At 69.9% G+C, this 22,813-nt stretch carries 25 protein-coding genes; 22 read left to right on the forward strand and 3 right to left on the reverse strand.

Annotation, left to right across the window (positions count from 1 at the left end):
- Positions 1–259 precede the first annotated feature (259 nt).
- From rho to VGJ24_RS13895, 21 genes are all read left to right on the forward strand, one after another.
- A complete protein-coding gene (gene rho / locus VGJ24_RS13795) occupies positions 260–1,882 on the forward strand; it encodes a transcription termination factor Rho (RefSeq protein WP_414691091.1) in 1,623 nt (540 codons plus the stop codon).
- A gap of 133 nt (positions 1,883–2,015) precedes the next feature.
- Positions 2,016–2,270, forward strand: coding sequence for a 50S ribosomal protein L31 (gene rpmE / locus VGJ24_RS13800; protein WP_331501316.1), 255 nt, complete (start codon positions 2,016–2,018; stop codon positions 2,268–2,270).
- Between the two features lie 82 nt (positions 2,271–2,352).
- The gene (gene prfA, locus VGJ24_RS13805) at positions 2,353–3,438 is read left to right on the forward strand and encodes a peptide chain release factor 1 (protein ID WP_331501203.1); all 1,086 of its coding nucleotides are present in this window, start codon (positions 2,353–2,355) and stop codon (positions 3,436–3,438) included.
- Positions 3,439–4,296, forward strand: a complete 858-nt coding sequence (prmC, locus tag VGJ24_RS13810; protein WP_331501204.1) for a peptide chain release factor N(5)-glutamine methyltransferase — start codon at positions 3,439–3,441, stop codon at positions 4,294–4,296.
- 41 nt (positions 4,297–4,337) lie between these two features.
- Positions 4,338–5,030 carry an L-threonylcarbamoyladenylate synthase gene (locus tag VGJ24_RS13815; RefSeq protein ID WP_331501205.1) on the forward strand — a complete coding sequence of 231 codons (693 nt, stop codon included), beginning with the start codon at positions 4,338–4,340 and terminating at the stop codon, positions 5,028–5,030.
- Complete coding sequence (locus VGJ24_RS13820; RefSeq protein ID WP_331501206.1) at positions 5,023–6,177, forward strand: MraY family glycosyltransferase; 1,155 nt, start codon at positions 5,023–5,025, stop codon at positions 6,175–6,177. The genes VGJ24_RS13815 and VGJ24_RS13820 overlap by 8 nt, the downstream gene beginning before the upstream one ends.
- 284 nt (positions 6,178–6,461) lie before the next feature.
- A complete protein-coding gene (locus tag VGJ24_RS13825) occupies positions 6,462–6,677 on the forward strand; it encodes an AtpZ/AtpI family protein (RefSeq protein WP_331501207.1) in 216 nt (71 codons plus the stop codon).
- Between the two features lie 9 nt (positions 6,678–6,686).
- Entirely contained in the window at positions 6,687–7,145 is a 459-nt protein-coding gene (locus VGJ24_RS13830; protein WP_331501208.1) for a hypothetical protein, read from the forward strand.
- Positions 7,142–7,987: a F0F1 ATP synthase subunit A gene (atpB, locus tag VGJ24_RS13835; RefSeq protein ID WP_331501209.1), complete on the forward strand. Its 846-nt coding sequence runs from the start codon at positions 7,142–7,144 to the stop codon at positions 7,985–7,987. Before VGJ24_RS13830 ends, atpB begins: the two co-directional genes overlap by 4 nt.
- 71 nt (positions 7,988–8,058) lie before the next feature.
- Complete coding sequence (locus tag VGJ24_RS13840; protein WP_349257101.1) at positions 8,059–8,319, forward strand: F0F1 ATP synthase subunit C; 261 nt, start codon at positions 8,059–8,061, stop codon at positions 8,317–8,319.
- A 43-nt stretch (positions 8,320–8,362) separates the two neighbouring features.
- Positions 8,363–8,896 carry a F0F1 ATP synthase subunit B gene (locus VGJ24_RS13845; protein ID WP_331501210.1) on the forward strand — a complete coding sequence of 178 codons (534 nt, stop codon included), beginning with the start codon at positions 8,363–8,365 and terminating at the stop codon, positions 8,894–8,896.
- Positions 8,896–9,705 carry a F0F1 ATP synthase subunit delta gene (locus tag VGJ24_RS13850; protein ID WP_331501211.1) on the forward strand — a complete coding sequence of 270 codons (810 nt, stop codon included), beginning with the start codon at positions 8,896–8,898 and terminating at the stop codon, positions 9,703–9,705. Before VGJ24_RS13845 ends, VGJ24_RS13850 begins: the two co-directional genes overlap by 1 nt.
- A gap of 61 nt (positions 9,706–9,766) precedes the next feature.
- Positions 9,767–11,410 (forward strand): F0F1 ATP synthase subunit alpha, encoded by a 1,644-nt coding sequence (atpA, locus tag VGJ24_RS13855; RefSeq protein WP_331501212.1) that lies wholly within the window; start codon positions 9,767–9,769, stop codon positions 11,408–11,410.
- 3 nt (positions 11,411–11,413) lie between these two features.
- Positions 11,414–12,328, forward strand: coding sequence for a F0F1 ATP synthase subunit gamma (locus VGJ24_RS13860; RefSeq protein ID WP_331501213.1), 915 nt, complete (start codon positions 11,414–11,416; stop codon positions 12,326–12,328).
- Positions 12,329–12,363: 35 nt separating this feature from the next.
- Entirely contained in the window at positions 12,364–13,821 is a 1,458-nt protein-coding gene (atpD, locus tag VGJ24_RS13865; RefSeq protein ID WP_331501214.1) for a F0F1 ATP synthase subunit beta, read from the forward strand.
- Position 13,822: 1 nt separating this feature from the next.
- Positions 13,823–14,155, forward strand: coding sequence for a F0F1 ATP synthase subunit epsilon (locus tag VGJ24_RS13870; RefSeq protein WP_331501215.1), 333 nt, complete (start codon positions 13,823–13,825; stop codon positions 14,153–14,155).
- A 31-nt stretch (positions 14,156–14,186) separates the two neighbouring features.
- On the forward strand, positions 14,187–14,624 hold the full coding sequence (locus VGJ24_RS13875) for a DUF2550 domain-containing protein (RefSeq protein ID WP_331501216.1): 438 nt from the start codon (positions 14,187–14,189) through the stop codon (positions 14,622–14,624).
- A gap of 10 nt (positions 14,625–14,634) precedes the next feature.
- Complete coding sequence (locus VGJ24_RS13880) at positions 14,635–15,816, forward strand: MFS transporter (RefSeq protein ID WP_331501217.1); 1,182 nt, start codon at positions 14,635–14,637, stop codon at positions 15,814–15,816.
- A 27-nt stretch (positions 15,817–15,843) separates the two neighbouring features.
- Entirely contained in the window at positions 15,844–16,398 is a 555-nt protein-coding gene (locus tag VGJ24_RS13885; protein WP_331501218.1) for an adenylate kinase, read from the forward strand.
- A gap of 28 nt (positions 16,399–16,426) precedes the next feature.
- Positions 16,427–17,818, forward strand: coding sequence for an FAD-dependent oxidoreductase (locus VGJ24_RS13890; RefSeq protein ID WP_331501219.1), 1,392 nt, complete (start codon positions 16,427–16,429; stop codon positions 17,816–17,818).
- 83 nt (positions 17,819–17,901) lie between these two features.
- Positions 17,902–18,285: a YciI family protein gene (locus VGJ24_RS13895; protein WP_331501220.1), complete on the forward strand. Its 384-nt coding sequence runs from the start codon at positions 17,902–17,904 to the stop codon at positions 18,283–18,285.
- 2 nt (positions 18,286–18,287) lie between these two features.
- Here the strand turns inward: VGJ24_RS13895 and VGJ24_RS13900 are convergent, their stop codons facing one another.
- The 3 genes from VGJ24_RS13900 to VGJ24_RS13910 form a co-directional block, all read right to left on the reverse strand.
- Entirely contained in the window at positions 18,288–19,214 is a 927-nt protein-coding gene (locus VGJ24_RS13900) for an RNA polymerase sigma-70 factor (protein WP_331501221.1), read from the reverse strand.
- 9 nt (positions 19,215–19,223) lie between these two features.
- Complete coding sequence (locus VGJ24_RS13905; RefSeq protein WP_331501222.1) at positions 19,224–20,144, reverse strand: NAD(P)-dependent oxidoreductase; 921 nt, start codon at positions 20,142–20,144, stop codon at positions 19,224–19,226.
- An 82-nt stretch (positions 20,145–20,226) separates the two neighbouring features.
- Entirely contained in the window at positions 20,227–21,906 is a 1,680-nt protein-coding gene (locus VGJ24_RS13910) for a formate--tetrahydrofolate ligase (RefSeq protein ID WP_331501223.1), read from the reverse strand.
- A gap of 63 nt (positions 21,907–21,969) precedes the next feature.
- On the opposite strand from VGJ24_RS13910, the gene VGJ24_RS13915 reads away from it, so the two are divergent.
- A complete protein-coding gene (locus VGJ24_RS13915; RefSeq protein WP_331501224.1) occupies positions 21,970–22,809 on the forward strand; it encodes an alpha/beta hydrolase in 840 nt (279 codons plus the stop codon).
- Positions 22,810–22,813 lie beyond the last annotated feature (4 nt).

Here is a 22,813-nt window from a genome sequence, read left to right on the forward strand (position 1 = left end):
GCAGTTCCTTCCAGGATCTGCCCCACACCCCGCGCACCCCTCCTCTCCGTGCCGCAGCGGTGCATGCGTTCGCACTCATGTCCTGCCCACGGCCGAGAGGCAGAGAACCCAGAGGCCTCCGGCAATCAGCCGGACGGCACTGAATACGTGGGAAGGACCTCACGTGACGGAAACCATCGAATCCACTCCGACGGACGCGTCCGGCAGCTCTGCCGACGCCGCGCCCGCTCCCAAGAAGAAGTCGGGTGGACTCAACTCCATGCTGTTGGCAGACCTGAAGTCGATGGCCGGCGGCCTCGGCATCCGGGGAACCGGCTCGATGAAGAAGGCCCAGCTGGTCGATGCCATCAAGGCGGCTCAGGCCGGCGGCAACGGCACCTCCGCTCCCCGCACCGAGAGCCGCACCGAGAGCCGCACCGAGAGCCGTGGCGAGCGCCGCGACGACGCCGACCGCCCGCGCGAGAAGAAGCAGGACCGCGACCAGCAGTCCGACGAGCAGCGCGAGGACCGCGGCGACAACGGCTCGCAGCGCCGCCAGGACAACCGCGACGGCCGGGACAACCAGAACAAGGACCGCCAGGGCGGCAACCAGACCAAGGATCGTCAGCAGGGCGGCAACCAGCAGTACGACGACGGGCAGGGCAGCCGCCGCAGCCGTCGGCGTCGGGGCCGCGACCGCGGCAACCGCCCGCAGACCGGTGGCCAGCGCAACGAGCCGGACACCACGATCCTCGATGACGACGTCCTCACCCCGGCCGCGGGCATCCTCGACGTGCTGGACAACTACGCGTTCGTCCGCACCAGCGGCTACCTGCCCGGCACCGACGACGTCTACGTGTCGCTGTCGATGGTCCGCAAGTACGGCCTACGACGAGGCGACGCGATCGTCGGCCAGGTGCGCCAGCCCCGTGACGGCGAGCGCAAGGAGAAGTTCAACCCGATGGTGCGGATCGACTCGGTCAACGGCGCCGACCCCGAGGCGTCCAAGAACCGCGTCGAGTTCGCCAAGCTGACCCCGCTGTACCCCGACGAGCGGCTGCGCCTCGAGACCGAGCCCACCAACCTGATCGGTCGCGTCATCGACATCGCCGCACCGATCGGCAAGGGCCAGCGCGGCCTGATCGTGTCGCCGTCCAAGGCCGGCAAGACGATGATCATGCAGTCGATCGCGAAGTCGATCACCACCAACAACCCCGAGTGCCACCTGATGGTCGTCCTCGTCGACGAGCGACCGGAAGAGGTCACCGACTTCGAGCGCTCGACCAAGGGCGAGGTCATCTCCTCGACGTTCGACCGTCCCGCCAGCGACCACACGATGGTCGCCGAGCTCGCGATCGAGCGCGCCAAGCGCCTCGTCGAGCTGGGTCACGATGTCGTGGTGCTGCTGGACGGCATCACCCGCCTCGGCCGCGCCTACAACCTCGCGGCCCCGGCGTCCGGCCGGATCCTGTCCGGTGGGGTCGACTCGGCGGCGCTCTACCCGCCCAAGAAGTTCTTCGGAGCGGCGCGCAACATCGAGAACGGCGGCTCGCTGACCATCCTCGCCACCGCCCTCATCGAGAGCGGCTCGAAGATGGACGAGGTGATCTTCGAGGAGTTCAAGGGCACCGGCAACATGGAGATCCGACTGCGTCGCGACTTCGCCGACAAGCGCCTGTTCCCCGCGATCGACGCCGTCCAGAGCGGCACGCGCCGCGAGGAGCTCCTGATGAGCAAGGAGGAGCTCCAGATCGTCTGGAAGCTCCGCCGGGTGCTCTCGGGCCTCGACGGCCAGCAGGCCCTGGAGCTCCTGATCGAGCGGCTCAAGAAGAGCCAGAGCAACGTCGAGTTCCTCATGCAGGTGCAGAAGACCACTCCGGGGGCTATGGGCGCCGAGGATTGAGCGTCCGGTGAGGGAACATCGCGATTCGCGAGGGCGTTCCATCCGGTGGCACAATCGCCCCTTGGTTCCGGTTCACCTCAACCCGCTGGTCAGCAGGATCGGCGGCGAGGACCCGGCGGCCCGAAAGGAAACCATGAAGAAGGACATCCACCCCGAGTACCGCGTGACCGAGGTGACCTGCAGCTGCGGGAACACGTTCACCACGCGCAGCACGGCCGCGAACGGCGTCATCCATTCCGACGTGTGCTCCAACTGCCACCCGTTCTACACGGGCAAGCAGAAGATCCTCGACACCGGAGGCCGCGTGGCCCGCTTCGAGGCTCGCTACGCCAAGGCCCAGAAGAAGGCCGAGCCAGCTGAGCAACCTGCCGAGCAGGCCTCCAAGTAGCTCCGTCCACGGCGCCGACCTCCTCCATGGGGTCGGCGCCGTCGCGATTTGTCACAGCTGAAGTCGGAGCGGAGGAGGAGCCGTGTTCGAGGCCGTCGAGAGCCTGCTCGGTGAGCACGCCGAGCTCGAGGCGAAGCTCGCCCTCCCCGAGACGCACGCGGACGCACGCACGGCCAAGGCCCTCAACCAGCGGTACGCCGAGCTCACCGCGATCATCACCACCTGGCGGGCGTGGCAGCGGACCGGTGGAGACCTCGCCGCCGCCCGCGAGCTGGCCGCCGAGGACCCCGCGTTCGCCGACGAGGTCGAGGCCCTCACGACCCAGCGCGAGGCGGACGAGGAGCGCCTCCGTCGACTGCTCGTTCCGCGCGACCCGACCGACGACAAGGACGCGATCCTGGAGATCAAGTCGGGTGAGGGTGGTGAGGAGTCGGCGCTCTTCGCCGGTGACCTGCTCCGCATGTACACGCGGTACGCCGAGCGCGCGGGCTGGTCGACCGAGATCCTCGACGCCACCGAGTCCGACCTCGGCGGGTACAAGTCCGTGACCCTCGCGGTGAAGGCGCGCGCCGGAGGGGGCAGGGCCGAGCCGGGCCACGCGCCGTACGGACTGCTGAAGTTCGAGGGCGGAGTCCACCGCGTCCAGCGGGTGCCGGTCACCGAGTCGCAGGGCCGGGTCCACACCAGCGCGGCCGGAGTGCTCGTGATGCCCGAGGCGGAGGCGATCGACGTCCAGATCGATGAGCACGACCTGCGCATCGACGTGTTCCGGAGCAGCGGCCCCGGCGGCCAGAGCGTGAACACCACCGACTCCGCGGTCCGCATCACCCACCTGCCGACCGGAATCGTGGTCAGCTGCCAGAACGAGAAGAGCCAGCTCCAGAACAAGGAGCAGGCGCTGCGCATCCTGCGGGCCCGGCTGCTGGCCGCCGCCCAGGAGGAAGCCGACGCGGCCGCGGGTGAGGCCCGGCGCAGCCAGGTACGCACCGTCGACCGGTCCGAGCGCATCCGCACCTACAACTTCGCGGAGAACCGCATCTCCGACCACCGCACCGGCTACAAGGCCTACAACCTCGACCAGGTCCTCGACGGTGACCTGCAGCCCGTCGTCGACTCGTGCGTGGAGGCCGACCTCGAGGCGCGACTGGACGCGGTCGAGGCGGGCTGAGTGACGACCCCGCGCGACCTGGTCGCCGACGCCGTACGCAGGCTCGCGGCAGCCGGGGTCGAGTCGCCCGACAACGACGCGAGCGAGCTGCTCGTGTTCGTCCTCGGAGTCCCGCGCAGCCGGCTCCCGCTCACCGGCGACGTCGGCCCGGCCCAGGCAGCCGAGTACGACGCGCTGGTGGCGCGACGGGCGGCTCGCGAGCCCCTCCAGCACCTGACCGGGGTGGCGCACTTCCGGTACGTCGAGCTCCAGGTCGGCCCGGGTGTGTTCGTGCCCCGGCCCGAGACGGAGCTGCTGGCCGGATGGGCGGTGGACGAGGCCCGAGCCGCCGTCACGGCCGGCACGGCAGCGCCCGTCGTCGTCGACCTCGGCACCGGCTCGGGCGCCATGGCCAAGGCCGTCGCCGCCGAGGTCCCGGCCGCCGACGTGCACGCCATCGAGCTCGACGAGGCCGCCCATGCCTGGGCGGCTCGCAACCTGGCCGGCACCGGTGTCGAGCTGCGGCTGGGTGACCTGGCGGACGCCTTCGCCGACCTGGCCGGCACGGTCGACGTGGTGGTCAGCAACCCGCCGTACATCCCGCACGAGGCCTGGGAGTCGGTGGCGGTCGAGGTGCGCGACCACGACCCCGAGCTGGCCCTCTACGCGACCGGCGACGGGCTCGACACGATCCGGGTCGTCGAGGGCCGGGCGGCGCTCCTGCTGCGGCCCGGAGCCCGGGTCGGGGTCGAGCACGCAGACGTCCAGGGCGAGAGTGCACCGGCCGTGTTCAGCGCCACCGGGCGGTGGGAGCAGGTGCGCGACCACCCGGACCTGACCGGGCGTGCGCGGTACCTGACCGCGCGACTGGCACGATAAGCCCGACCCCGCAGATCGACATGGACGATTCAGAGGATCGAGTGAGCACGACGTACCCCACCGCGTCCGACGAGGACCGGGAGACCGCGATCGAGGCGGCCGCGCAGGCCGTGCAGCGCGGTGGCCTCGTCGTGCTCCCGACGGACACCGTCTACGGCGTCGGGGCCGACGCGTTCGACCACGCCGCCGTCCAGGCGTTGCTCGAGGCGAAGGGCCGTGGCCGCGAGATGCCGCCGCCGGTGCTGATCAGTGCCGCGACCACGCTCGCCGCCCTCGCCACCAACGTCCAGGCGTACGTCGACGCCCTCACCGAGGCCTTCTGGCCGGGGCCGCTCACCCTGGTCTGCGAGCAGCAGCCGTCCCTGACCTGGGACCTGGGGGAGACCCGTGGCACGGTCGCGGTGCGGATGCCCGACCACGAGATCGCCCTGGCGCTGCTCGAGCGCACCGGCCCTCTCGCGGTCAGCTCGGCCAACCTCAGCGGCCTGCCCGCCGCGACCGAGGCCGCGGCCGCCGACGGCATGCTCGGCGACAACGTGGAGGTGGTGCTCGACGGTGGTCCCTCACCCAAGGGTGAGGCCTCGACCATCCTCGACGTGCGACTCTCGCAGCCGCGGCTGCTCCGCGCGGGCGCGCTCTCCGTGGAGGCGCTCAACGACGTCCTGCAGCCGCTCGGCTGCACGGTCATCGAGACCGACGAGGACGAGGCGGGACCGGGCGTGCCCCGTGCGTGAGTACCTCCTCGTCTTCCTGGTCGCGGCGGCCGCGACGTACCTCCTGACGGTCATCGCCCGGGAGATCGCCCTGCGCACCGGCGCGGTCGCCAAGGTGCGCGACCGCGACGTGCACGCCGAGCCGGTGCCGTACCTCGGGGGCCTGGCGATGCTCGGCGGCCTGGCCGCGGCGTACGTCGTGGCGCACCAGCTTCCGTTCCTCTCGCGCAGCGACCCGGTGGTGTTCCACGACGCCCGGATCGTGCTGATCGCGGGAGCGATGATCTGCGCGATCGGCACGCTCGACGACCTCTTCGAGCTCGACGCGCTGACCAAGCTGGGCGGTCAGGTGCTCGCATCCGGGTTCCTGGTGCTCAACGGCATCCAGTACTACCTCTTCCCGACCGGCCACGGCGGCCAGTTCGCCCTGGACTCCGCGCAGGGTGCCCTGCTCACCGCGTTCGTGGTCGTCGCCACGATCAACGCGGTGAACTTCGTCGACGGGCTCGACGGCCTGGCCACCGGTGTCGTCGGTATCGGCGCGATCGCGTTCTTCGTCTTCTGCTACCAGCTGACGAACCTGAACAACGCGTCCCTGGCCTCGACCGGGGCGCTGCTCAGCGCCATGCTGGGCGGAGCCTGCATCGGGTTCCTGCCACACAACGTAAACCCGGCCCGGGTGTTCATGGGCGACAGCGGCTCGATGCTGATCGGGCTCGTCCTCTCCGCGAGCGCGATCACGCTCACCGGGCAGTACTCCGGTACCGAGCTCAGCAAGGGCGCGATGGGCTCACCGGCGAGCCTGGCCCCGACCTTCCTCCCACTGGCGCTGCCGATCACCCTGCTCGTGGTCCCGATCGCAGACCTCGTACTGGCGGTGATCCGGCGAACCCGCGCCGGACGCTCGCCGTTCGCTCCGGACAAGCAGCACCTCCACCACCGGCTGCTCGAGATCGGCCACTCGCAGCGTCGCGCGGTGCTGATCATGTGGATGTGGGCCGCCCTCGTCGCCGGCAGCACGGTCGTGATCAGCCTCTACACCGGGCCGTTGATGTGGACGCTGATCGGGAGCGCGGCGGCGGTCACCATCGCGTTGACGCTCCTGCTCCCGGGCCTGCACCGCCAACAGGTGCCGGCCGGGGACCCGGCCGCGGACAAGGTGACCTGACGCCGATCCGCTCGGCCGGGTGACCTCGAGGGAACCCGATTGGCGCTCGCCGGAACGCTTGTGCTACTTTTCACAAGCACCCCGTTGCCGATCAGATCAGGCCGCCAGACCATGACGACCGACCGCCTCGTGACCCGTTCCGGGGCCGTGGTGTGCACGCTCCCCGCCCGGTTCGAGGCAGGGACTCGCTGTGATAGTTTCCGAGCGTCGCCGAGGCCCCGTGGAGTGTGCGTCGGCGACGTTGATCATCCCGACGTAAACACCCCTGAGAGCGACTTGCGTGTATGGCCGACGGACACCCGGACCCGACCCTGCGGGGTCGCGATCTCGCGGGCCTCGGCGGGATGCTCGCGGGTGCGGTGGTCCTCGGGACGGTGCTCGGTCTCCTCGTCGACCACGCGGCCGGTACGACGCCGGCGTTCACCCTCGTGGGCCTCGCGCTCGGCATCGCGTCGGGTGCCGGGGCCTTCTGGGTGCGGGTCAGGAGCGTCCTGCGATGAGCGTGCGTCATGACCACGCCTGTCGGTCCGGTGACGGCCGTGACTGAGCAGGAGAGCCCGTCCACGGTGCCCGAGGCTCGTCCTTCCTACTGGCGCGTTGTGCGCGACCAGCGCAAGACCATCGTGGTGGCCTTCGTGCTCGCGGGGGCGGCGTACTGGGTGCTCGGGCAGCTCGACGAGTGGACCCTCGCCGGCTGTATCGCCGGAGGTGTCGCGCTCGGCCTGCTGAACCACCTGGCCACCGAGTACTGGCTGCTACGGATCATCACGTCCGGTGAGCAGCCGACCCGCAACAAGCTGGCCATGTCCACCCTCGTCCGGCTGCTGGTGCTGTCCGTGGTCGCCGTGGGCATCGCGGTGTGGTTCTGGCCGGACGGCATCGGACTGCTGTTCGGGCTGGCCATCTTCCGGCTGATCGCACTCGTGATGACCACCGTGCCCCTGCTGAAGGAGCTGAAGGACCCATGACCCCCGCCGTCATCTGGGCGACCGACATCAAGATCGGCGAGCACGTCCAGCGTCAGTTCCTGGGCATGACCTTCAACATGGACACGATCTGGACGACCCTGGTCGCCGGGACGATCGTCGTGGTGCTCGGTTTCTGGGCCCGGCACCAGCTCACCCGCAACATCGACGACCACGTGCCCACCAAGCTCCAGATCCTCTGGGAGCTGGTGGTCGACCAGGTCAAGGAGCAGGTCGAGGACAACCTCGGTCGCGTCAACCCGTTCGCCGTCGCGCTGGCCGTGTCCCTGTTCTTCTTCATCCTGATCGCGAACTGGCTCGAGATGATCCCGAGCGAGCCCAACGAGCACTACCACTTCCTCCCCGCCCCCACGTCGGACACCAACCTCACCTACGCGATGGCGCTCGTGGTGATGATCGGGGCCTGGTCCTACGGCATCCAGCAGAACGGTGTCCAGGGCTACCTCAGCCACTTCCTCAAGCCCTACCCTTTCCTGCTGCCGCTGAACATCATCGAGGAGATCACCAAGCCGATCTCCCTGGCCCTCCGACTCTTCGGCAACATCTTCGCCGGCGGCATCCTGCTGGCCCTGATCGCCTCTCTCACCGCGTGGACGGTCGGCGTCATCCCCATCGGAGGCGTCCTCTCCGTCGCGTTCGCGATCTTGTGGAAGCTGTTCGACATGGCGATCGGAGGCATCCAGGCCTTCATCTTCGCCCTGCTGACGGTGCTCTACTTCGGCATGGCGGGCGCGGGCCACGGTGAGGACCTCTCCGAGGAGCACTCCGACGACACCGAGCCCGATGCGGAGGCGAAGCCAGCCGAACCCGAACTCGCGGCCTGAGCGACTCACGCTCGACCGCACCAGAGGTACACCCATTGCGTCGGCACCCGGCGCGGAACCAAGGAGAAATAGTGGCAGCAACCACCATGGAATCGGCCATCAAGACGGCCGGCGCGTTCGTCGGCGGTGGCCTGGCTCTCGCGGGTGGCGCGATCGGCGCCGGCGTCGGTGACGGCCTGGCCGGCTCGTCGTACATCCAGGGCGTGGCGCGCCAGCCCGAGGCTCAGGGGCGCCTGCAGACAATCTTCTTCCTGACGGTCGCGCTGGTTGAAGGCATGTACTTCATCAACCTGGCCTTCATGGCGTTGTTCGTCTTCGTCCTCGGCAAGTGAGTCGAGGCCCCCGAGACACCCGGCAGGAAGACAGGACTGACTGATGGACACACTTGTCAGCACCCCCGTGGTGCCGTTGGCGAGCAACTTCCTCGTCCCCAACGGGACCTTCCTGGTCGAGCTCCTCGCCTTCGCGATCCTGGTCTGGATCTTCGGGAAGTACCTCATCCCGCCGATCAACCGGGCGATGACCAAGCGTCAGGAGGCGATCCGCACCCAGTTCGCCGAGCTCGACGAGGCCAGGTCCGACGCGCGCAAGGCCGAGGCTGACTACAAGGAGCAGCTGAACAACGCCAAGCACGAGGCGGCGCGGATCCGCGAGGAGGCTCGCGAGCAAGGGGCGCAGATCGTGCAGGAGGCGCGGGAGAAGGCGCAGGGTGAGGCCGACCGCATCGTCGAGCACGCGCACGCCCAGATCGAGGCCGACCGCAAGTCGGCCTTCGCGTCGCTACGTCGCGACGTAGGCAGCCTGGCCACCACCCTGGCCGGCCGCATCGTGGGCGAGTCCATGGACGACGACGAGCGCCAGGGCCGTGTGGTTGAGCGCTTCCTCGCCGACCTGGAGGAGGCGCACTGATGGACCTGCGGGGAGGCTCCGCCGAGGCACTGACCGCGCTCATCGAGCGGCTCGACGGCGCGATCGGGACCCACCAGGCCGCGGCCACGCTCGGCGACGAGCTGTTCACGGTGAGCCAGCTCTTCCGCAGCGAGGCAGGTCTGCGCCGGTTCGCCACGGACGGGTCCCTGCCCGTCGAGGCCAAGCAGGGCATGGTCCAGCAGGTGTTCACCGGCCGGATCGGTGATCCGACCCTCGACCTGCTGACCGACGCGGTCGGCCGTCGCTGGACGCGCCCGCGCGACCTGGCCGACGTACTGGAGCGGCTCAGCGAGATCGCCATCGTGCGGTCCGCAGGTGCCAAGGCTGATCGGGTGACCGACGAGCTGTTCGAGCTGTCCGGCATCGTCGACGGCAACCCGCAGCTGCGCTCGGCCCTGTCCGACCCCGCCCGCTCTGTCGACGACAAGGCCGCGCTGGTCGACTCGCTGCTCGACGGAAAGGCCGTCCCCGCGACGATCACGCTGGTGAAGCAGTCGCTCGCCGGCACCTACCGCACGGTCACCAACGCGCTCGCGACGTACCGCCAGGTCGCCGCAGAGACGCAGAGCGAGATCGTCGCGACGGTCCGGGTCGCCCGGCCGATGAGCGAGGTCGACGAGACCCGCCTCGCCGAGATCCTCGGCCGCCAGTACGCCACGACGGTCCACCTCAACGTCGAAATCGATCCGGACGTCCTCGGGGGGTTGCGCGTCGAGATCGGCGACGACGTCATCGACGGCACGGTTGCGGGCCGGCTCGACGACGCGCGAAGGAGTCTCGTCGGGTGATCTCGACAGGCTCGACCACCGCACACAGACTTCGAAGAACAGACAAGAGAGTAGGGAAGAGATGACGGAGCTCACGATCCGTCCGGAGGAGATCCGCGACGCACTGACCAAGTACGTCGAGGACTTCAAGCCCGAGGCGGCCAGCAAGGAGGAGGTCGGCACGGTCGCGCAGACCGCCGACGGCATCGCGCGCGTCACCGGTCTTCCCTCTGTGATGGCCAACGAGCTGCTGGAGTTCGAGGACGGTACGCTCGGCCTCGCGCTCAACCTCGACACTCGCGAGATCGGCGTCGTGGTCCTCGGCGACTTCGACAAGATCGAGGAGGGCCAGTCCGTCCGACGTACCGGCGAGATCCTGTCGGTCCCGGTCGGCGACGCCTTCATGGGCCGCGTGATCGATCCGCTCGGCACCCCGATCGACGGCCTCGGTGAGATCGAGTCCGAGGAGCGCCGCGCCCTGGAGATCCAGGCCCCGGGCGTGATGCTGCGGCAGTCGGTGAGCGAGCCGATGGCGACCGGGATCAAGGCCATCGACGCGCTGACACCCATCGGCCGCGGCCAGCGTCAGCTGATCATCGGCGACCGGTCGACGGGCAAGACCACGATCGCGATCGACACGATCATCAACCAGAAGCAGAACTGGGAGAGCGGAGACGAGAAGCAGCAGGTTCGCTGCATCTACGTCGCGATCGGCCAGAAGGGCTCGACCGTCGCCGCCGTGCGTGGCGCCCTGGAGGAGGCCGGAGCGTTGGAGTACACCACGATCGTGGCGTCACCGGCGTCCGACAGCGCTGGCTTCAAGTACCTCGCGCCCTACACCGGCTCGGCCATCGGCCAGCACTGGATGTACGCGGGCAAGCACGTGCTGATCGTCTTCGACGACCTCACCAAGCAGGCCGAGGCGTACCGCGCCGTGTCGCTGCTGCTGCGCCGCCCACCGGGCCGCGAGGCCTACCCCGGCGACGTGTTCTACCTGCACAGCCGCCTGCTCGAGCGCTGCGCCAAGCTCTCCGACGACATGGGTGCCGGTTCGATGACCGGCCTGCCGATCATCGAGACCAAGGCCAACGACGTGTCGGCCTACATCCCGACCAACGTCATCTCGATCACCGACGGGCAGATCTTCCTGCAGTCCGACCTGTTCGCGTCCAACCAACGCCCGGCGATCGACGTGGGGGTCTCGGTCTCCCGCGTGGGTGGCAACGCCATGACGAAGGCGATGAAGGCCGTCACCGGCTCGCTCAAGGTCGAGCTGGCGCAGTTCCGCGCGATGGAGGCGTTCGCGATGTTCGCCTCCGACCTCGATGCCGCGTCGAGGCAGCAGCTCGACCGCGGTCAGCGGCTGATGGCGCTGCTCAAGCAGCCGCAGTACTCGCCCTACCCGCTGGAGCAGATGACGGTCTCGCTGTGGCTCGGCACCACCGGCCGTCTCGACCGCGTGCCGGTCGACGACGTACTGCGGTTCGAGCAGGAGTTCCTCGACTTCCTGGCCCGCCAGCACAAGGACCTGCTCGACGGCATCAGGGAGTCGCGCACGTTCGACGACGCGGCCGACGAGAACGCGTCCTCGGCGTACGACGAGTTCCTCGACCAGTTCGAGACCAGCGAGGGCCAGTCGATCAAGCCCGGCACGGAGGCCAAGGCCGACCCCGTGACCGACGAGGAGCTCGAGCAGGAGCAGATCGTCAAGCAGAAGCGGGGCTGACACATGGCCGTATCGCTGCGTGAGTACCGCGCCCGGATCCGCTCGGTCGAGTCGACCAAGAAGATCACGCGCGCCATGGAGCTCATCGCCGCGTCCCGGATCATCAAGGCGCAGCAGCGGGCGCAGCAGGCCGCGCCGTACGCACGGGAGCTGACGCGGGCGGTCTCGGCGCTGGTGACGTACTCCAACACCGACCACCCGCTGACCACCGAGCCGGAAGACCCGAAGCGGGCCGCGATCCTGATCGTGACCAGCGACCGTGGTCTGGCCGGTGCCTACTCCTCGAGCGTGCTCAAGGAGGGGGAGCGGCTCGCCGAGCGGCTGCGCGGTGAGGGCAAGCAGGTCGTCACCTACCTCACCGGCCGCAAGGGGGAGGCCTACTATCGCTTCCGCGGCCGCGACGTGGCGCAGAGCTGGGCGGGCTTCTCCGACCAGCCGCGCTACCAGAACGCCAAGGAGATCGGTGAGGCGCTGATCGGCGCGTTCACCGCCGAGGAGGGCGAGCCGGAGCAGGTCGACGAGGTGCACCTGGTCTACACGCAGTTCCGGTCGATGCTGGTGCAGGAGCCGCACAACCTACGCATGCTGCCGCTGGAGGTCGTCGAGAGCGACGAACGTCCGGAGAAGGACGACGTGCTCCCGCTGTACGAGTTCGAGCCGTCGCCGGCGGAGGTGCTGGACGAGCTCCTGCCCAGATACGTCCAGAGCCGCATCTTCTTCGCCCTGCTCCAGGCCTCCGCCTCGGAGCTGGCGGCCCGGCAGAAGGCGATGAAGTCCGCGACGGACAACGCCGAGGAGCTCATCAAGAAGTACACCCGCATCGCCAACCAGGCCCGCCAGGCGGGCATCACCCAGGAGATCAGCGAGATCGTCGGTGGCGTGAACGCGCTGGCCGACGCCAACGCCGGCGGCGAGTAACCCCCGCGAACCAGCAACGAAGTGAGTTGAGAGACATGAGTGCCACGGTTGAAGAGAAGAAGGCCGACGCCACCGAGGGTGCGGGCGGCCGGATCGCCCGGGTCATCGGCCCCGTCGTCGACATCGAGTTCCCCGTGGACTCGATGCCCGACATGTACAACAAGCTCGAGTGCGAGTTCGAGCTCGCCGGCGAGAAGCACACGCTGTCGCTCGAGGTCGCCCAGCACATCGGAGACGGCATGGTCCGAGCGATCTCGCTGCAGCCGACCGACGGCCTGGTCCGCGGTGCGACCGTGACCGACACCGGTGGCCCGATCAGCGTGCCCGTCGGCGACGTGACCCTCGGTCACGTGTTCAACATGCTCGGCGAGCCGCTGAACCTCGTGGAGGGCGAGAAGTTCGAGGTCAAGGAGCGCTGGGGCATCCACCGCAAGGCTCCGGCGTTCGACCAGCTCGAGTCCAAGACCACGATGTTCGAGACCGGCATCAAGGTGATCGACCTGCTCACGCCGTACGTCCAGGGCGGCAAGATCGGCCTGTTCGGCGGTGCCGGCGTGGGCAAGACGGTGCTGATCCAGGAGATGATCGCGCGCGTCGCCCGTGACCACGGCGGTGTCTCGGTGTTCGCCGGCGTCGGTGAGCGCACCCGTGAGGGCAACGACCTGATCCAGGAGATGACCGAGGCCGGCGTCATCGGCCAGACCGCCCTGGTGTTCGGCCAGATGGACGAGCCGCCGGGCACCCGGCTGCGGGTCGCGCTGTCCGCGCTGACGATGGCGGAGTACTTCCGCGACGTACAGAACCAGGACGTGCTGCTGTTCATCGACAACATCTTCCGGTTCACCCAGGCCGGGTCGGAGGTCTCGACTCTGCTCGGGCGGATGCCGTCAGCGGTGGGCTACCAGCCCAACCTGGCCGACGAGATGGGCACGCTCCAGGAGCGGATCACCTCGACGCGTGGTCACTCGATCACCTCGCTGCAGGCGATCTACGTGCCCGCCGACGACTACACCGACCCGGCGCCGGCGACGACGTTCGCCCACCTGGACGCCACCACGGAGCTGTCGCGTGAGATCGCCTCGCTCGGCATCTACCCGGCGGTGGATCCGCTGACCTCGACGTCGCGGATCCTCGACGCCCAGTACATCGGGCAGGAGCATTACGACTGCGCGATCCGGATCAAGCAGATCCTCCCGCGCAACAAGGAGCTCCAGGACATCATCGCGATCCTCGGCGTCGACGAGCTGTCCGAGGAGGACAAGATCATCGTCAGCCGGGCGCGCCGCATCCAGCGCTTCCTGTCCCAGAACACCTACGTCGCCAAGCAGTTCACCGGCCTCGAGGGCTCGACGGTCCCGGTCACCGAGACCGTCGAGGCGTTCAACAAGATCGCCGACGGCGAGTACGACCACGTGGCGGAGCAGGCGTTCTTCATGTGCGGCGGTCTGGACGACGTAGAGCGCAAGTGGGACGAGATCCAGAAGAGCCTCTGAGATGGCGAAGACGATGCAGGTGTCCCTCGTCGCGGCCGACCGTGAGGTCTGGTCGGGCGAGGCCACCGTGGTCAACTGCCGCACGCTGGCCGGCGAGATCGGCATCATGGCCGACCACACGCCGGTGATGTCGGTGCTGGCGGCCGGCCAGGTGGACGTGCGCACCGTCGATGACGGGCACTGGGTCGCGGCCGTCGACGGCGGGTTCATCTCCGTCGCCGACAACCACGTCCGGCTGCTGTGCGAGTACGCCGAGCTAGCCCACGAGAGCGACTTCGACGAGGCCAAGCGCCTCTTGGAGGAGCGCAAGGCCGCGCTGGAGGGCGAGGACTGATCGCCCGCTGGGGCTGACAGGAGAGGAAGTCTTGCCGATCTGGGAGGGTCTGCTGGAGTCGGCCGCCGTCGTGCTCCTGCTCGTGCTGCTCCTGGGAGTCGCCCTGATCGTCCGCCGACGCTGGCTCTCCCGCAACGGCGGCACTTTCGAGCTCAGCTACCGCGCCCGGGCCACCACGCCCGGGCGCGGCTGGTTACTGGGCCTCGGCCGGTACGCCGGTGACTCGCTCGAGTGGTTCCGGATCTTCTCGCTCTCGCCCCGGCCGAAGCGGGTCTGGGCCCGCACCACGCTCGCGTACGTCGAGCGCCGCGAGCCCGAGGGCGTCGAGCAGCTCTCCCTCTACCCGGGCCACGTCGTGATCCGCTGTGAGACGCCCAGCGGTGTCATCGAGCTGGCGCTCGGCTCCTCGTCGCTGATGGGCTTCCAGTCCTGGCTCGAGGCGGCCCCACCTGGCGCTCATCACCTGTGATCGGCGGCCCGTGACTTCGTCGCCGACCCTGGCCGGCGCGACCACCGCTCGCAACGCGGTGGCCCTGGTGTTCGGCTTGAACGGTTTCTGCTTCGCCACGCTCGCCTCCCGCGTGCCCGACCTGCGCGAGTCCCTCGACCTCACCAACGGCGCCCTGGGCGCACTCCTGCTGTCGGTGGCCGTGGGCTCGATGATCGGGATGCCGGCGAGTGGGCATCTGATCGAGCGGTTCGGCGCCGGCGCCGTCGTCCGGCTCGGCGCGCTGGTCGACCTGGTCGGGTTGGTCGTGGCCGGTGCCATGGCCACCGCCGGCTCGGCCCTCGGAGCGTCGGTCGGGCTCCTCGCCTACGGCTTCGGCACCGGCGTCTGGGACGTCGCCATGAACGTCGACGGCGCGGCCGTCGAGCGGGAGCTGGGCCGGAGCATCATGCCGCGCTTTCACGCCGGCTGGTCGCTGGGGACGTTCACGGGCGCCGGAGTCGGAGCCGTCGCGGCGGGCCTCGGCGTACCCCTGGCCGTGCACTACGCCGTCGTCCCCGCGGTGGCCGTCATCGTCGCGGTCGTCGCGAGCCGTCGGCTGCTGCCCGCCGACGAGGAGCACGAGGTGGACGATGCGACCGCCAGCCGGTCGGCCTGGCTCGAGCCGCGCACCCTGGCGATCGGCCTCATGGTGCTGGCGTTCACGCTGGCGGAGGGTGCCGCCAACGACTGGCTGGCGCTCTCGCTCATCGACGGGTACGACGCGCGCCACTGGGTCGGCGTCCTCGGCTTCGCGCTCTTCGTGGCCTCGATGACGCTCGGCCGGCTCGGCGGACCGATCGTGCTCGACCGGTTCGGGCGGGCTCCGTCGATGCTCGCCTCGGCGCTGGCGGCGACCACAGGCGTCCTGATCGTCGTCTGGACCGGGGTCGCCGCCCTGGCCGTCGTCGGCATCGTGTTGTGGGGCCTGGGGTCCGCACTGGGCTTCCCGGTCGGGATGAGCGCCGCCGGCGACGACCCGGCCCGCGCCGCCCGCCGAGTCAGCGTGGTCTCGACGATCGGATACGGCGCCTTCCTGGCCGGGCCACCCCTGCTCGGCTTCGTCGGCGACCAGGTAGGCACGCTGCGGTCGCTGCTGGTGATCGCGATCGCGATGATCCCGGCCGCCGTGCTGGTCAGCTCGGTCCGGAAGCCGCGGGTGGCCCCTGCGTGATCCTTCCTCGCTCTATACCATCGCCGGGTGCCCGAGACCGACCGGCTGGGAGACGCTCGCCGGATCCTGGTGTACGGCGTGACCGGGTCCGGGAAGTCGACCATGGCGAGGATCCTCGGTGAGCTGACCGGACTCCCCGTCACCAGCGTGGACGACATCACCTGGAGCCCGGATTGGGTGCCGATGCCGGTCGCGGACCAGATCGCCCATTTCGACGCCCTGACGTGCACCGACGCGTGGGTCCTCGACTCGGCGTACGGCCACTGGCGGGATCTCGTGATCGAGCGTGCCGACCTGGTCGTCGCCCTGGACTACCCGCGGCTGACCAGTCTCGGTCGACTGCTCCGGCGGACGGCCGCCCGGATCATCGACGGCGAGGAGGTCTGTAACGGGAACCGCGAGACGCTCCGTGGGGCCGTGCTCGCGCGCGACACGCTGGTCATGTGGCAGCTCACCTCCTTCCAGCGGAAGCGGAGGGAGATGCGGGCGTGGGAGACCGCCACGTCCGGACCAGCCGTGATCCGGTTGCGGCGACCTCGCCACGCCCGAGCCTTCGTCGAGGCGGAGACGGCCCGCAGCTGAGGTCCGGCCGTTCTGACACGATGCCGCCATGCCAGGGGACCTCCACCCGTCGCTCGCCGATTCCTCGACCACGCCGTACTGGCTCGACAGCCCCGACCGGCCTGCGCCGCGACCGGGGCCCGGCGCCGACGTCGTCGCCGACCTCTGCGTCGTGGGCGGCGGCTACTCCGGTCTCTGGACCGCGATCCTGGCCAAGGAGCGGGACCCCGGGCGCGACGTGGTGCTGCTCGAGGGCAGCCGGATCGGCTGGGCGGCGTCCGGCCGGAACGGCGGCTTCTGCGCCGCGTCGATCACGCACGGGCATGCCAACGGCGCCGATCGGTGGCCCGACGAGATCGACACCCTCGACCGGCTCGGCCGTGACAACCTCGACGCCATCGAGGCGACGCTCGAGCACTACGGCATCGACTGCGAGTTCGAGCGGCCGGGTGCCATCACGGTCGCCACCGAGCCGCACCATCTCGAGTGGCTGCGCGAGATGACCGCGGAGAACCCCGACGCGACGTACCTCGACCAGGAGGCCCTCCGGGCCGAGGTGAGCTCGCCGACGTTCCTGGGCGGTGTCTTCGAGCCGCGCGACATGGCCCTGGTCCATCCTGCGAAGCTCGCCTGGGGTCTCGCTGCGGCGGCCGAGGCGCTCGGCGTCCGCATCCATGAGGGGACCCACGTCGGGGGCATCGGGCGCGGGGGAGCGGGCCTCGACGTCCGCACCGACGCGGGGTACGTCGTGCGCGCCGGCCGGGTCGCGCTCGGCACCAACGCGTTCCCCTCCTTGGTCCGCCGGGTGCGGCTGCACACGGTTCCCGTGTACGACTACGCACTGATGACCGAGCCGCTCTCACCCGCGCAGCTCGACGCGGTCGGCTGGCGCCGGAGGCAGGGGCTCGACGACATGACCAACCAGTTCCACTACTTCCGGATGACCCGGGACGGCCGGATCCTCTGGGGCGGCTACGACGCGATCTACCACGTCGGCCGGCACGTCCGCCCGGACTACGACCAGCGGCCCGAGACGTTCGACCTGCTGGCCCGGCAGTTCTTCACCACGTTCCCGCAGCTGGAGGGCCTGCGATTCTCCCACCGCTGGGGCGGGGCGATCGACACCTGCACCCGCTTCTGTGCCTTCTTCGGCACCGCGTACGCCGGGCGCGCGGCGTACGCCCTCGGCTTCACCGGGCTCGGTGTCGGCGCCACCCGCTTCGGCGCCGACGTGATGCTCGACCTGCTCGACGGCGTCGACTCCGAGCGCACCCGCCTCGAGATGGTGCGGAAGAGACCGCTGCCCTTCCCACCTGAGCCGTTCGCCTGGACGGGCATCGAGCTCACCCGGCGGTCGCTGGCCTCCGCCGACCGCCGCCAGGGCCGGCGCAACCTCTGGCTCCGCACCCTCGACCGCCTCGGCATGGGCTTCGACTCCTGATGTCGTCGCTGTGAACGAGCACGACGAACCGGCCGTCGCGGCCGTCGACCGCGTCCCGGGGCGCCCGCTATCGTGACGGCCCCATGCCACGCGACCCCAACATCCCCGACGCCTTCGACGTGTACACGCTCGTCGTCCTGCGCCGGCCGGCCGAGGTGCCGCAGATGTCCGACGAGGAGCTCGACGAGCTCCAGGCGAGCCATCTGGCGTATCGCGCCGAGCTGAGGCGGCAGGGTCTGCTGGTGGTGAACGGACCGTTCGGCGAGCAGAGCGACACGTCGTACCGCGGGATGTCGATCTTCGCCTGCGACCTCGCCGAGGCGGCACGGCTGTCCGACGGCGATCCCTCGGTGGTGGCGGGACGACTCACCTACGACGTGATGGAGTGGTGGGTCGCGGCAGGCGTGCTCGGCTTCCCGCAGGCCGGCCGCCCGGTCGGCGACCGTCGCTCGATGCCCGAGGACTGACGTCAGGAACCGGCGCTCGGTGACGTCTGGCGCAGCACCGCCCAGGCATCCGCCACCGGCCCGATGTGCCGGAGCTTGTCGGGGTTGATCACCGAACGGATGACCTGGATCCGGCCGTCCAGGACGTCCAGCGTGAGCACGTTGATCACCCGACCGGAGGCGTCGCGGAAGACCGCGCCCGGTTGGCCGTTGACCTCGTGCCGGTCGACCTGGAGCCCGCTGCCGGCGAACCGCTGACCCAACCCCGCGAACATCCGCGCGACGTTGTCCAGGCCCACGACGACCCTCATCCACTGCGGAGCCTTGCCGCCGCCGTCGCCGTACACCTCGACGTCGGCCGCGAGCAGCTGTCGCAGCTCGTCGACGTCTCCGACGGTCAGGGCGTCGAAGAACCGTGCGGCGAGCTCCTCGCGCTCGCGACGGTCGACGTCGAACCGCGGTCTGCCGTCCTCCATCAGCCGGCGCGCGCGCGACGCGAGCTGTCGGCACGCGACGTCCGACTTGCCGATGACCTCGGCGATCTCGCTGAACGGGAACGCGAACACGTCGTGCAGCACGAAGACCGCCCGCTGCTCCGGGCTCAGCCGCTCGAGCAGCAACAGGGCCGCCATCGACAGCGAGTCGGCGAGCTCCGCGGCATGTTCCGGATCCGGGTACGTCGCGGCCTCGCCGTCGGTGAGCAGAGGCTCCGGCAGCCAGTGACCGACGTAGGACTCGCGGCGGACCCGCGCCGATCGCAGCACGTCGATCGACACCCGGGTCACGACCGCGGACAGGAAGGACTTCAGCGAGATCGGGACCGTGCTGCTCGCGTGGTAGCGCAGCCAGGTCTCCTGGACGGCGTCCTCGGCCTCGCTGACGCTGCCGAGGATCCGGTAGGCGATCGAGAACAGCAGCGGGCGCAGGTCCTCGAACTCCTCGTCACTCACGCCGTACTCCTACCTCGCCAAGCCATGTCGGAAACCCTCCCGCCAGGACGGCCAGCGCAGGTCCCACCCGAGCTCGCGCTTGGCCCGCGCGTTGGACGAGCCGCGGGTGCGGGTCAGCATCGAGACGGCGACGTCACCGGCGGCCAGCCGGGAGACCCAGACCGGCAGCCGCCGCGGCGACTTCGCGCCGATGCAGTCGGCGAGGTACGGCAGCCACTCGGAGGCCGGGGCCGGCTCGTCGTCCACGATGTTGAAGACCCCGCGGGCGTCCTGCTCGAGCGCCAGCGCGGTCGCGCTCGCCGCGTCGTCCAGGTGCACCCAGGACATGTAACCGGTGCCGCCGCCGACGAGCGGGAACTGCCGCTTCCGCACTATCGGGATCATCGGGTCCGAGGGGTCGCCGTAGAACCCGCCGTACCGCAGGACCGTGCCGTCCGCCTTCTGCACGGTCTCCTCGAGGTAGCGGATCGCCGCGAGCGACTCCCGCTGCGCCTTCGGCGGCTCCGGGTCGAGCGGGTCCTCCTCGTCCTTGACCCATCCGCCCGAGCGGATGTTCGGCCAGCCCGTGTAGCTCTGGGCGACGATCTGCCGCACCCCGCTGGCCTGGGCGGCGGCGACCAGATGGTCCAGTCCCTCGGTGCGTAGCCGGTTGGTCATCGCGAACGACCGGTCGAAGTGCTTCGGGTCGAGCTTGCCGGCCAGCGACGACATCTGGTGTACGACGGCATCCGGCTCGGCCTTCGCCACCGCCTCGCCGACGGCCGCGCTGTCCAACCCGTCGACGACGACCGCCTGCGCGCCCAGGGTTTCGATCCCGGCGGTCTTGGCCGGGTCTCGCGTCGTCGCTGTGACCCGATGCCCGCGCGCGACCAGCCGGGGGATCAGCCTCCTCCCGACCACGCCCGTGCCACCTGCGATGTAGACGTGCATCGCTCTCACCTCTCGTCTCGACTGTCTCTCACCCCGAGTCGAGACAGCCGAGCGAAACGTGACGGGGAGACCCGGTCGGGTCTTAGGAGAGGCCGAGGATGGTCCCGTCCTCGGCCAGGTCGATCCGGGCGGCGGACGGCTCACGGGGGAGCCCCGGCATGGTCATCACGTCGCCGCAGACCAGGACGACGAAGCCCGCGCCGGCGGACAGCCGGACCTCGCGGACATGGAGCTCGTGACCACTCGGTGCGCCCAGCGCGGTCGGGTCGGTCGAGAAGGAGTACTGCGTCTTGGCCACGCACACCGGTAGTGCGCCGTACCCGTCTCGCTCGATGCGCTGCAGCCGTCGCCGGGCCCTGGCCTCCCAGGTGACCAGGCCCGCGCCGTACAACCGGGTCGCGATGGCCTCGACCTTCTCGGTGAGCGACAGCTCGTCGGAATAGGTGAACGAGAAGGTGTACGGCGACGGCTCGTCGAGCGCCTGCAGCACGCCCTTGGCGAGGTCCTGGGCGCCGCCGCCGCCGTCCACGAAGTGCGTCGCGGGGAAGGCCCGGACACCCTCCTCGTCGACGAGGTCGACGACCTTGGCCACCTCTAGGTCGGTGTCGGTCGGGAAGCGGTTGATCGCCACGACGCACGGCACGCCGTACACCTCGCGGATGTTGTGGAGGTGCCGGCGCAGGTTCACCATGCCGGCCTCGACCGCGCCCAGGTCCTCGGTACCGAGGTCGGCGAGAGGTACGCCGCCGTGGTACTTCAGGGCGCGCACCGTCGCCACCACCACGGCGACGTCGGGACGCAGGCCGGACTTGCGGCACTTGATGTCGACGAACTTCTCCGCGCCCAGGTCCGCGCCGAACCCGGCCTCGGTGATCACGATGTCGGCCAACCGCAGTCCGGAGCGGGTGGCCATCACCGAGCTGCAGCCGTGCGCGATGTTCGCGAACGGACCGCCGTGCACGAAGGCCGGGGCGCCCTCGATGGTCTGCACCAGGTTCGGCGCGAGCGCGTCCCGCAGCAGCGCCGCCATCGCGCCGTCGGCACCGAGGTCGCGCGCGGTGACGGGCTTCATCGCTCGCGACTGGCCGATCACGATGTCACCGATGCGTCGCTTGAGGTCCGACCACGACTCGGTCAGGCAGAAGATCGCCATCAGCTCCGATGCGACGACGATGTCGAACCCGTCCTCGCGAGGGAAGCCGTTCGCGTGTCCGCCGAGCGCGACCACGACCTCGCGCAGGGCGCGGTCGTTCATGTCGAGGACCCGCTTCCAGGTGATGCTCCGGACGTCGATGTCGAGCGCGTTGCCGTGGTGCACGTGGTTGTCGATCAGGGCCGCCAGCAGGTTGTTCGCGGCGGCGATCGCCGCGAAGTCACCGGTGAAGTGGAGGTTGATGTCCGTCATCGGCACGACCTGGCTGTAGCCGCCGCCCGCCGCGCCGCCCTTCATCCCGAACACCGGGCCCATCGACGGCTCGCGCAGGCAGGCGACCGTCCGGTGTCCCAGCCCGTGCAACGCGTCGGTGAGACCGACCGTGGTCGTGGTCTTGCCTTCGCCCGGGGGAGTGGGCGACATCGCGGTCACCAGGACCAGGCGCCCGAGCGGCCGGTCGGCGAGCGAGGCCAGATAGTTGAGGTCGACCTTGGCCTTGTAGTGGCCGTACGGCACCAGGTGCCGCTCGTCGATCCCGAGGGTTTCGCCGGCCACCGCACCGATCGGGCGCAACGTCGCAGCATTGGCAATCTCGATGTCCGACAGCACAGCGGCCGCCCCTCCCTCGTCCAGTTTCTCCGCGCACGCTAGCAACTGCCTTACGCTGCGGCGATGGATCGAACCCCCTTCACTGCTGCCACCGAGTCAGGTGGCCTCTCGGGCTGGGTCGCCGGCGAGGGCCCTCGTGTGCTCGCCGTGCACGGTGGCCCGGGCATGAACGGCGCCTATCTCGACGACGCCGTGGCCGAGCTCGCCACCCGCTACCAGGTCGCGACGTACCAACAGCGCGGGATCGCGCCGTCCACCGAGCAGGGCGAGTTCACGGTGGCCGAGGCGGTGGCCGACCTGGCCTCCGTTCTGGACGGACTCGGATGGGACTCCGCCTACCTGATGGGCCACTCGTGGGGCGGGCACCTGGTGTTCCACGCCGCCCTCGTCATTCCCGAGCGGCTCTCCGGTGTGCTGTCCGTCGACCCGTTGGGAGCCGTCGGTGACGGCGGTGGCGTGGCGTTCGGAGCCGAGATGGTGGCGCGCGTGAACGCGGCCGAACGTGAGCGCGCCCGCGAGCTGGACGAGAAGGACATGGCCGGCGAGGCGACGCCGGAGGAGTCCCTCGAGGCGTTCTCCCTCTTCTGGCCGTCCTACTTCGCCGACCCTTCATCGGCACCGCCGATGCCGCACATGGAGTTCTCCAAAGCGGCGAACCTGGGACTCTGGGGAGATCTGACGACCCGACTGCCGGAGCTCGAGTCGGCGCTCGCGTCGATCACGGTGCCGTTCGGTGTCCTCGTCGGCGCGCTCAGCCCGATGCCACCCAGTGCCGGCACGGACAGCGCCGCCCGCATCCCGGGCGCGTGGTCCCACGTCGAGCCGGGGGCCGGCCACTTCGTCTGGCACGAGGCACCCGGGTGTCTCCTCACCGCCATGGATCGGCTGGTCGCAGGGTCCTGAGGCT

Origin of the sequence: Nocardioides sp., assembly GCF_036493135.1 — a bacterium.
GTDB lineage: Bacteria > Actinomycetota > Actinomycetes > Propionibacteriales > Nocardioidaceae > Nocardioides.

What these genes read in the sequence shown, in the direction of transcription:
- VGJ24_RS13905 (WP_331501222.1), bottom strand. Translation starts at nt 20,144, where the DNA reads ATGCACGTCTACATCGCAGGTGGCACGGGCGTGGTCGGGAGGAGGCTG.
- VGJ24_RS13830 (WP_331501208.1), top strand. Translation starts at nt 6,687, where the DNA reads ATGACCACGCCTGTCGGTCCGGTGACGGCCGTGACTGAGCAGGAGAGC.
- VGJ24_RS13860 (WP_331501213.1), top strand. Translation starts at nt 11,414, where the DNA reads ATGGCCGTATCGCTGCGTGAGTACCGCGCCCGGATCCGCTCGGTCGAG.
- VGJ24_RS13890 (WP_331501219.1), top strand. Translation starts at nt 16,427, where the DNA reads ATGCCAGGGGACCTCCACCCGTCGCTCGCCGATTCCTCGACCACGCCG.
- VGJ24_RS13870 (WP_331501215.1), top strand. Translation starts at nt 13,823, where the DNA reads ATGGCGAAGACGATGCAGGTGTCCCTCGTCGCGGCCGACCGTGAGGTC.
- atpB (WP_331501209.1), top strand. Translation starts at nt 7,142, where the DNA reads ATGACCCCCGCCGTCATCTGGGCGACCGACATCAAGATCGGCGAGCAC.
- VGJ24_RS13915 (WP_331501224.1), top strand. Translation starts at nt 21,970, where the DNA reads ATGGATCGAACCCCCTTCACTGCTGCCACCGAGTCAGGTGGCCTCTCG.
- VGJ24_RS13825 (WP_331501207.1), top strand. Translation starts at nt 6,462, where the DNA reads ATGGCCGACGGACACCCGGACCCGACCCTGCGGGGTCGCGATCTCGCG.
- rpmE (WP_331501316.1), top strand. Translation starts at nt 2,016, where the DNA reads ATGAAGAAGGACATCCACCCCGAGTACCGCGTGACCGAGGTGACCTGC.
- rho (WP_414691091.1), top strand. Translation starts at nt 260, where the DNA reads ATGCTGTTGGCAGACCTGAAGTCGATGGCCGGCGGCCTCGGCATCCGG.
- VGJ24_RS13850 (WP_331501211.1), top strand. Translation starts at nt 8,896, where the DNA reads ATGGACCTGCGGGGAGGCTCCGCCGAGGCACTGACCGCGCTCATCGAG.
- VGJ24_RS13845 (WP_331501210.1), top strand. Translation starts at nt 8,363, where the DNA reads ATGGACACACTTGTCAGCACCCCCGTGGTGCCGTTGGCGAGCAACTTC.
- atpA (WP_331501212.1), top strand. Translation starts at nt 9,767, where the DNA reads ATGACGGAGCTCACGATCCGTCCGGAGGAGATCCGCGACGCACTGACC.
- VGJ24_RS13895 (WP_331501220.1), top strand. Translation starts at nt 17,902, where the DNA reads ATGCCACGCGACCCCAACATCCCCGACGCCTTCGACGTGTACACGCTC.
- atpD (WP_331501214.1), top strand. Translation starts at nt 12,364, where the DNA reads ATGAGTGCCACGGTTGAAGAGAAGAAGGCCGACGCCACCGAGGGTGCG.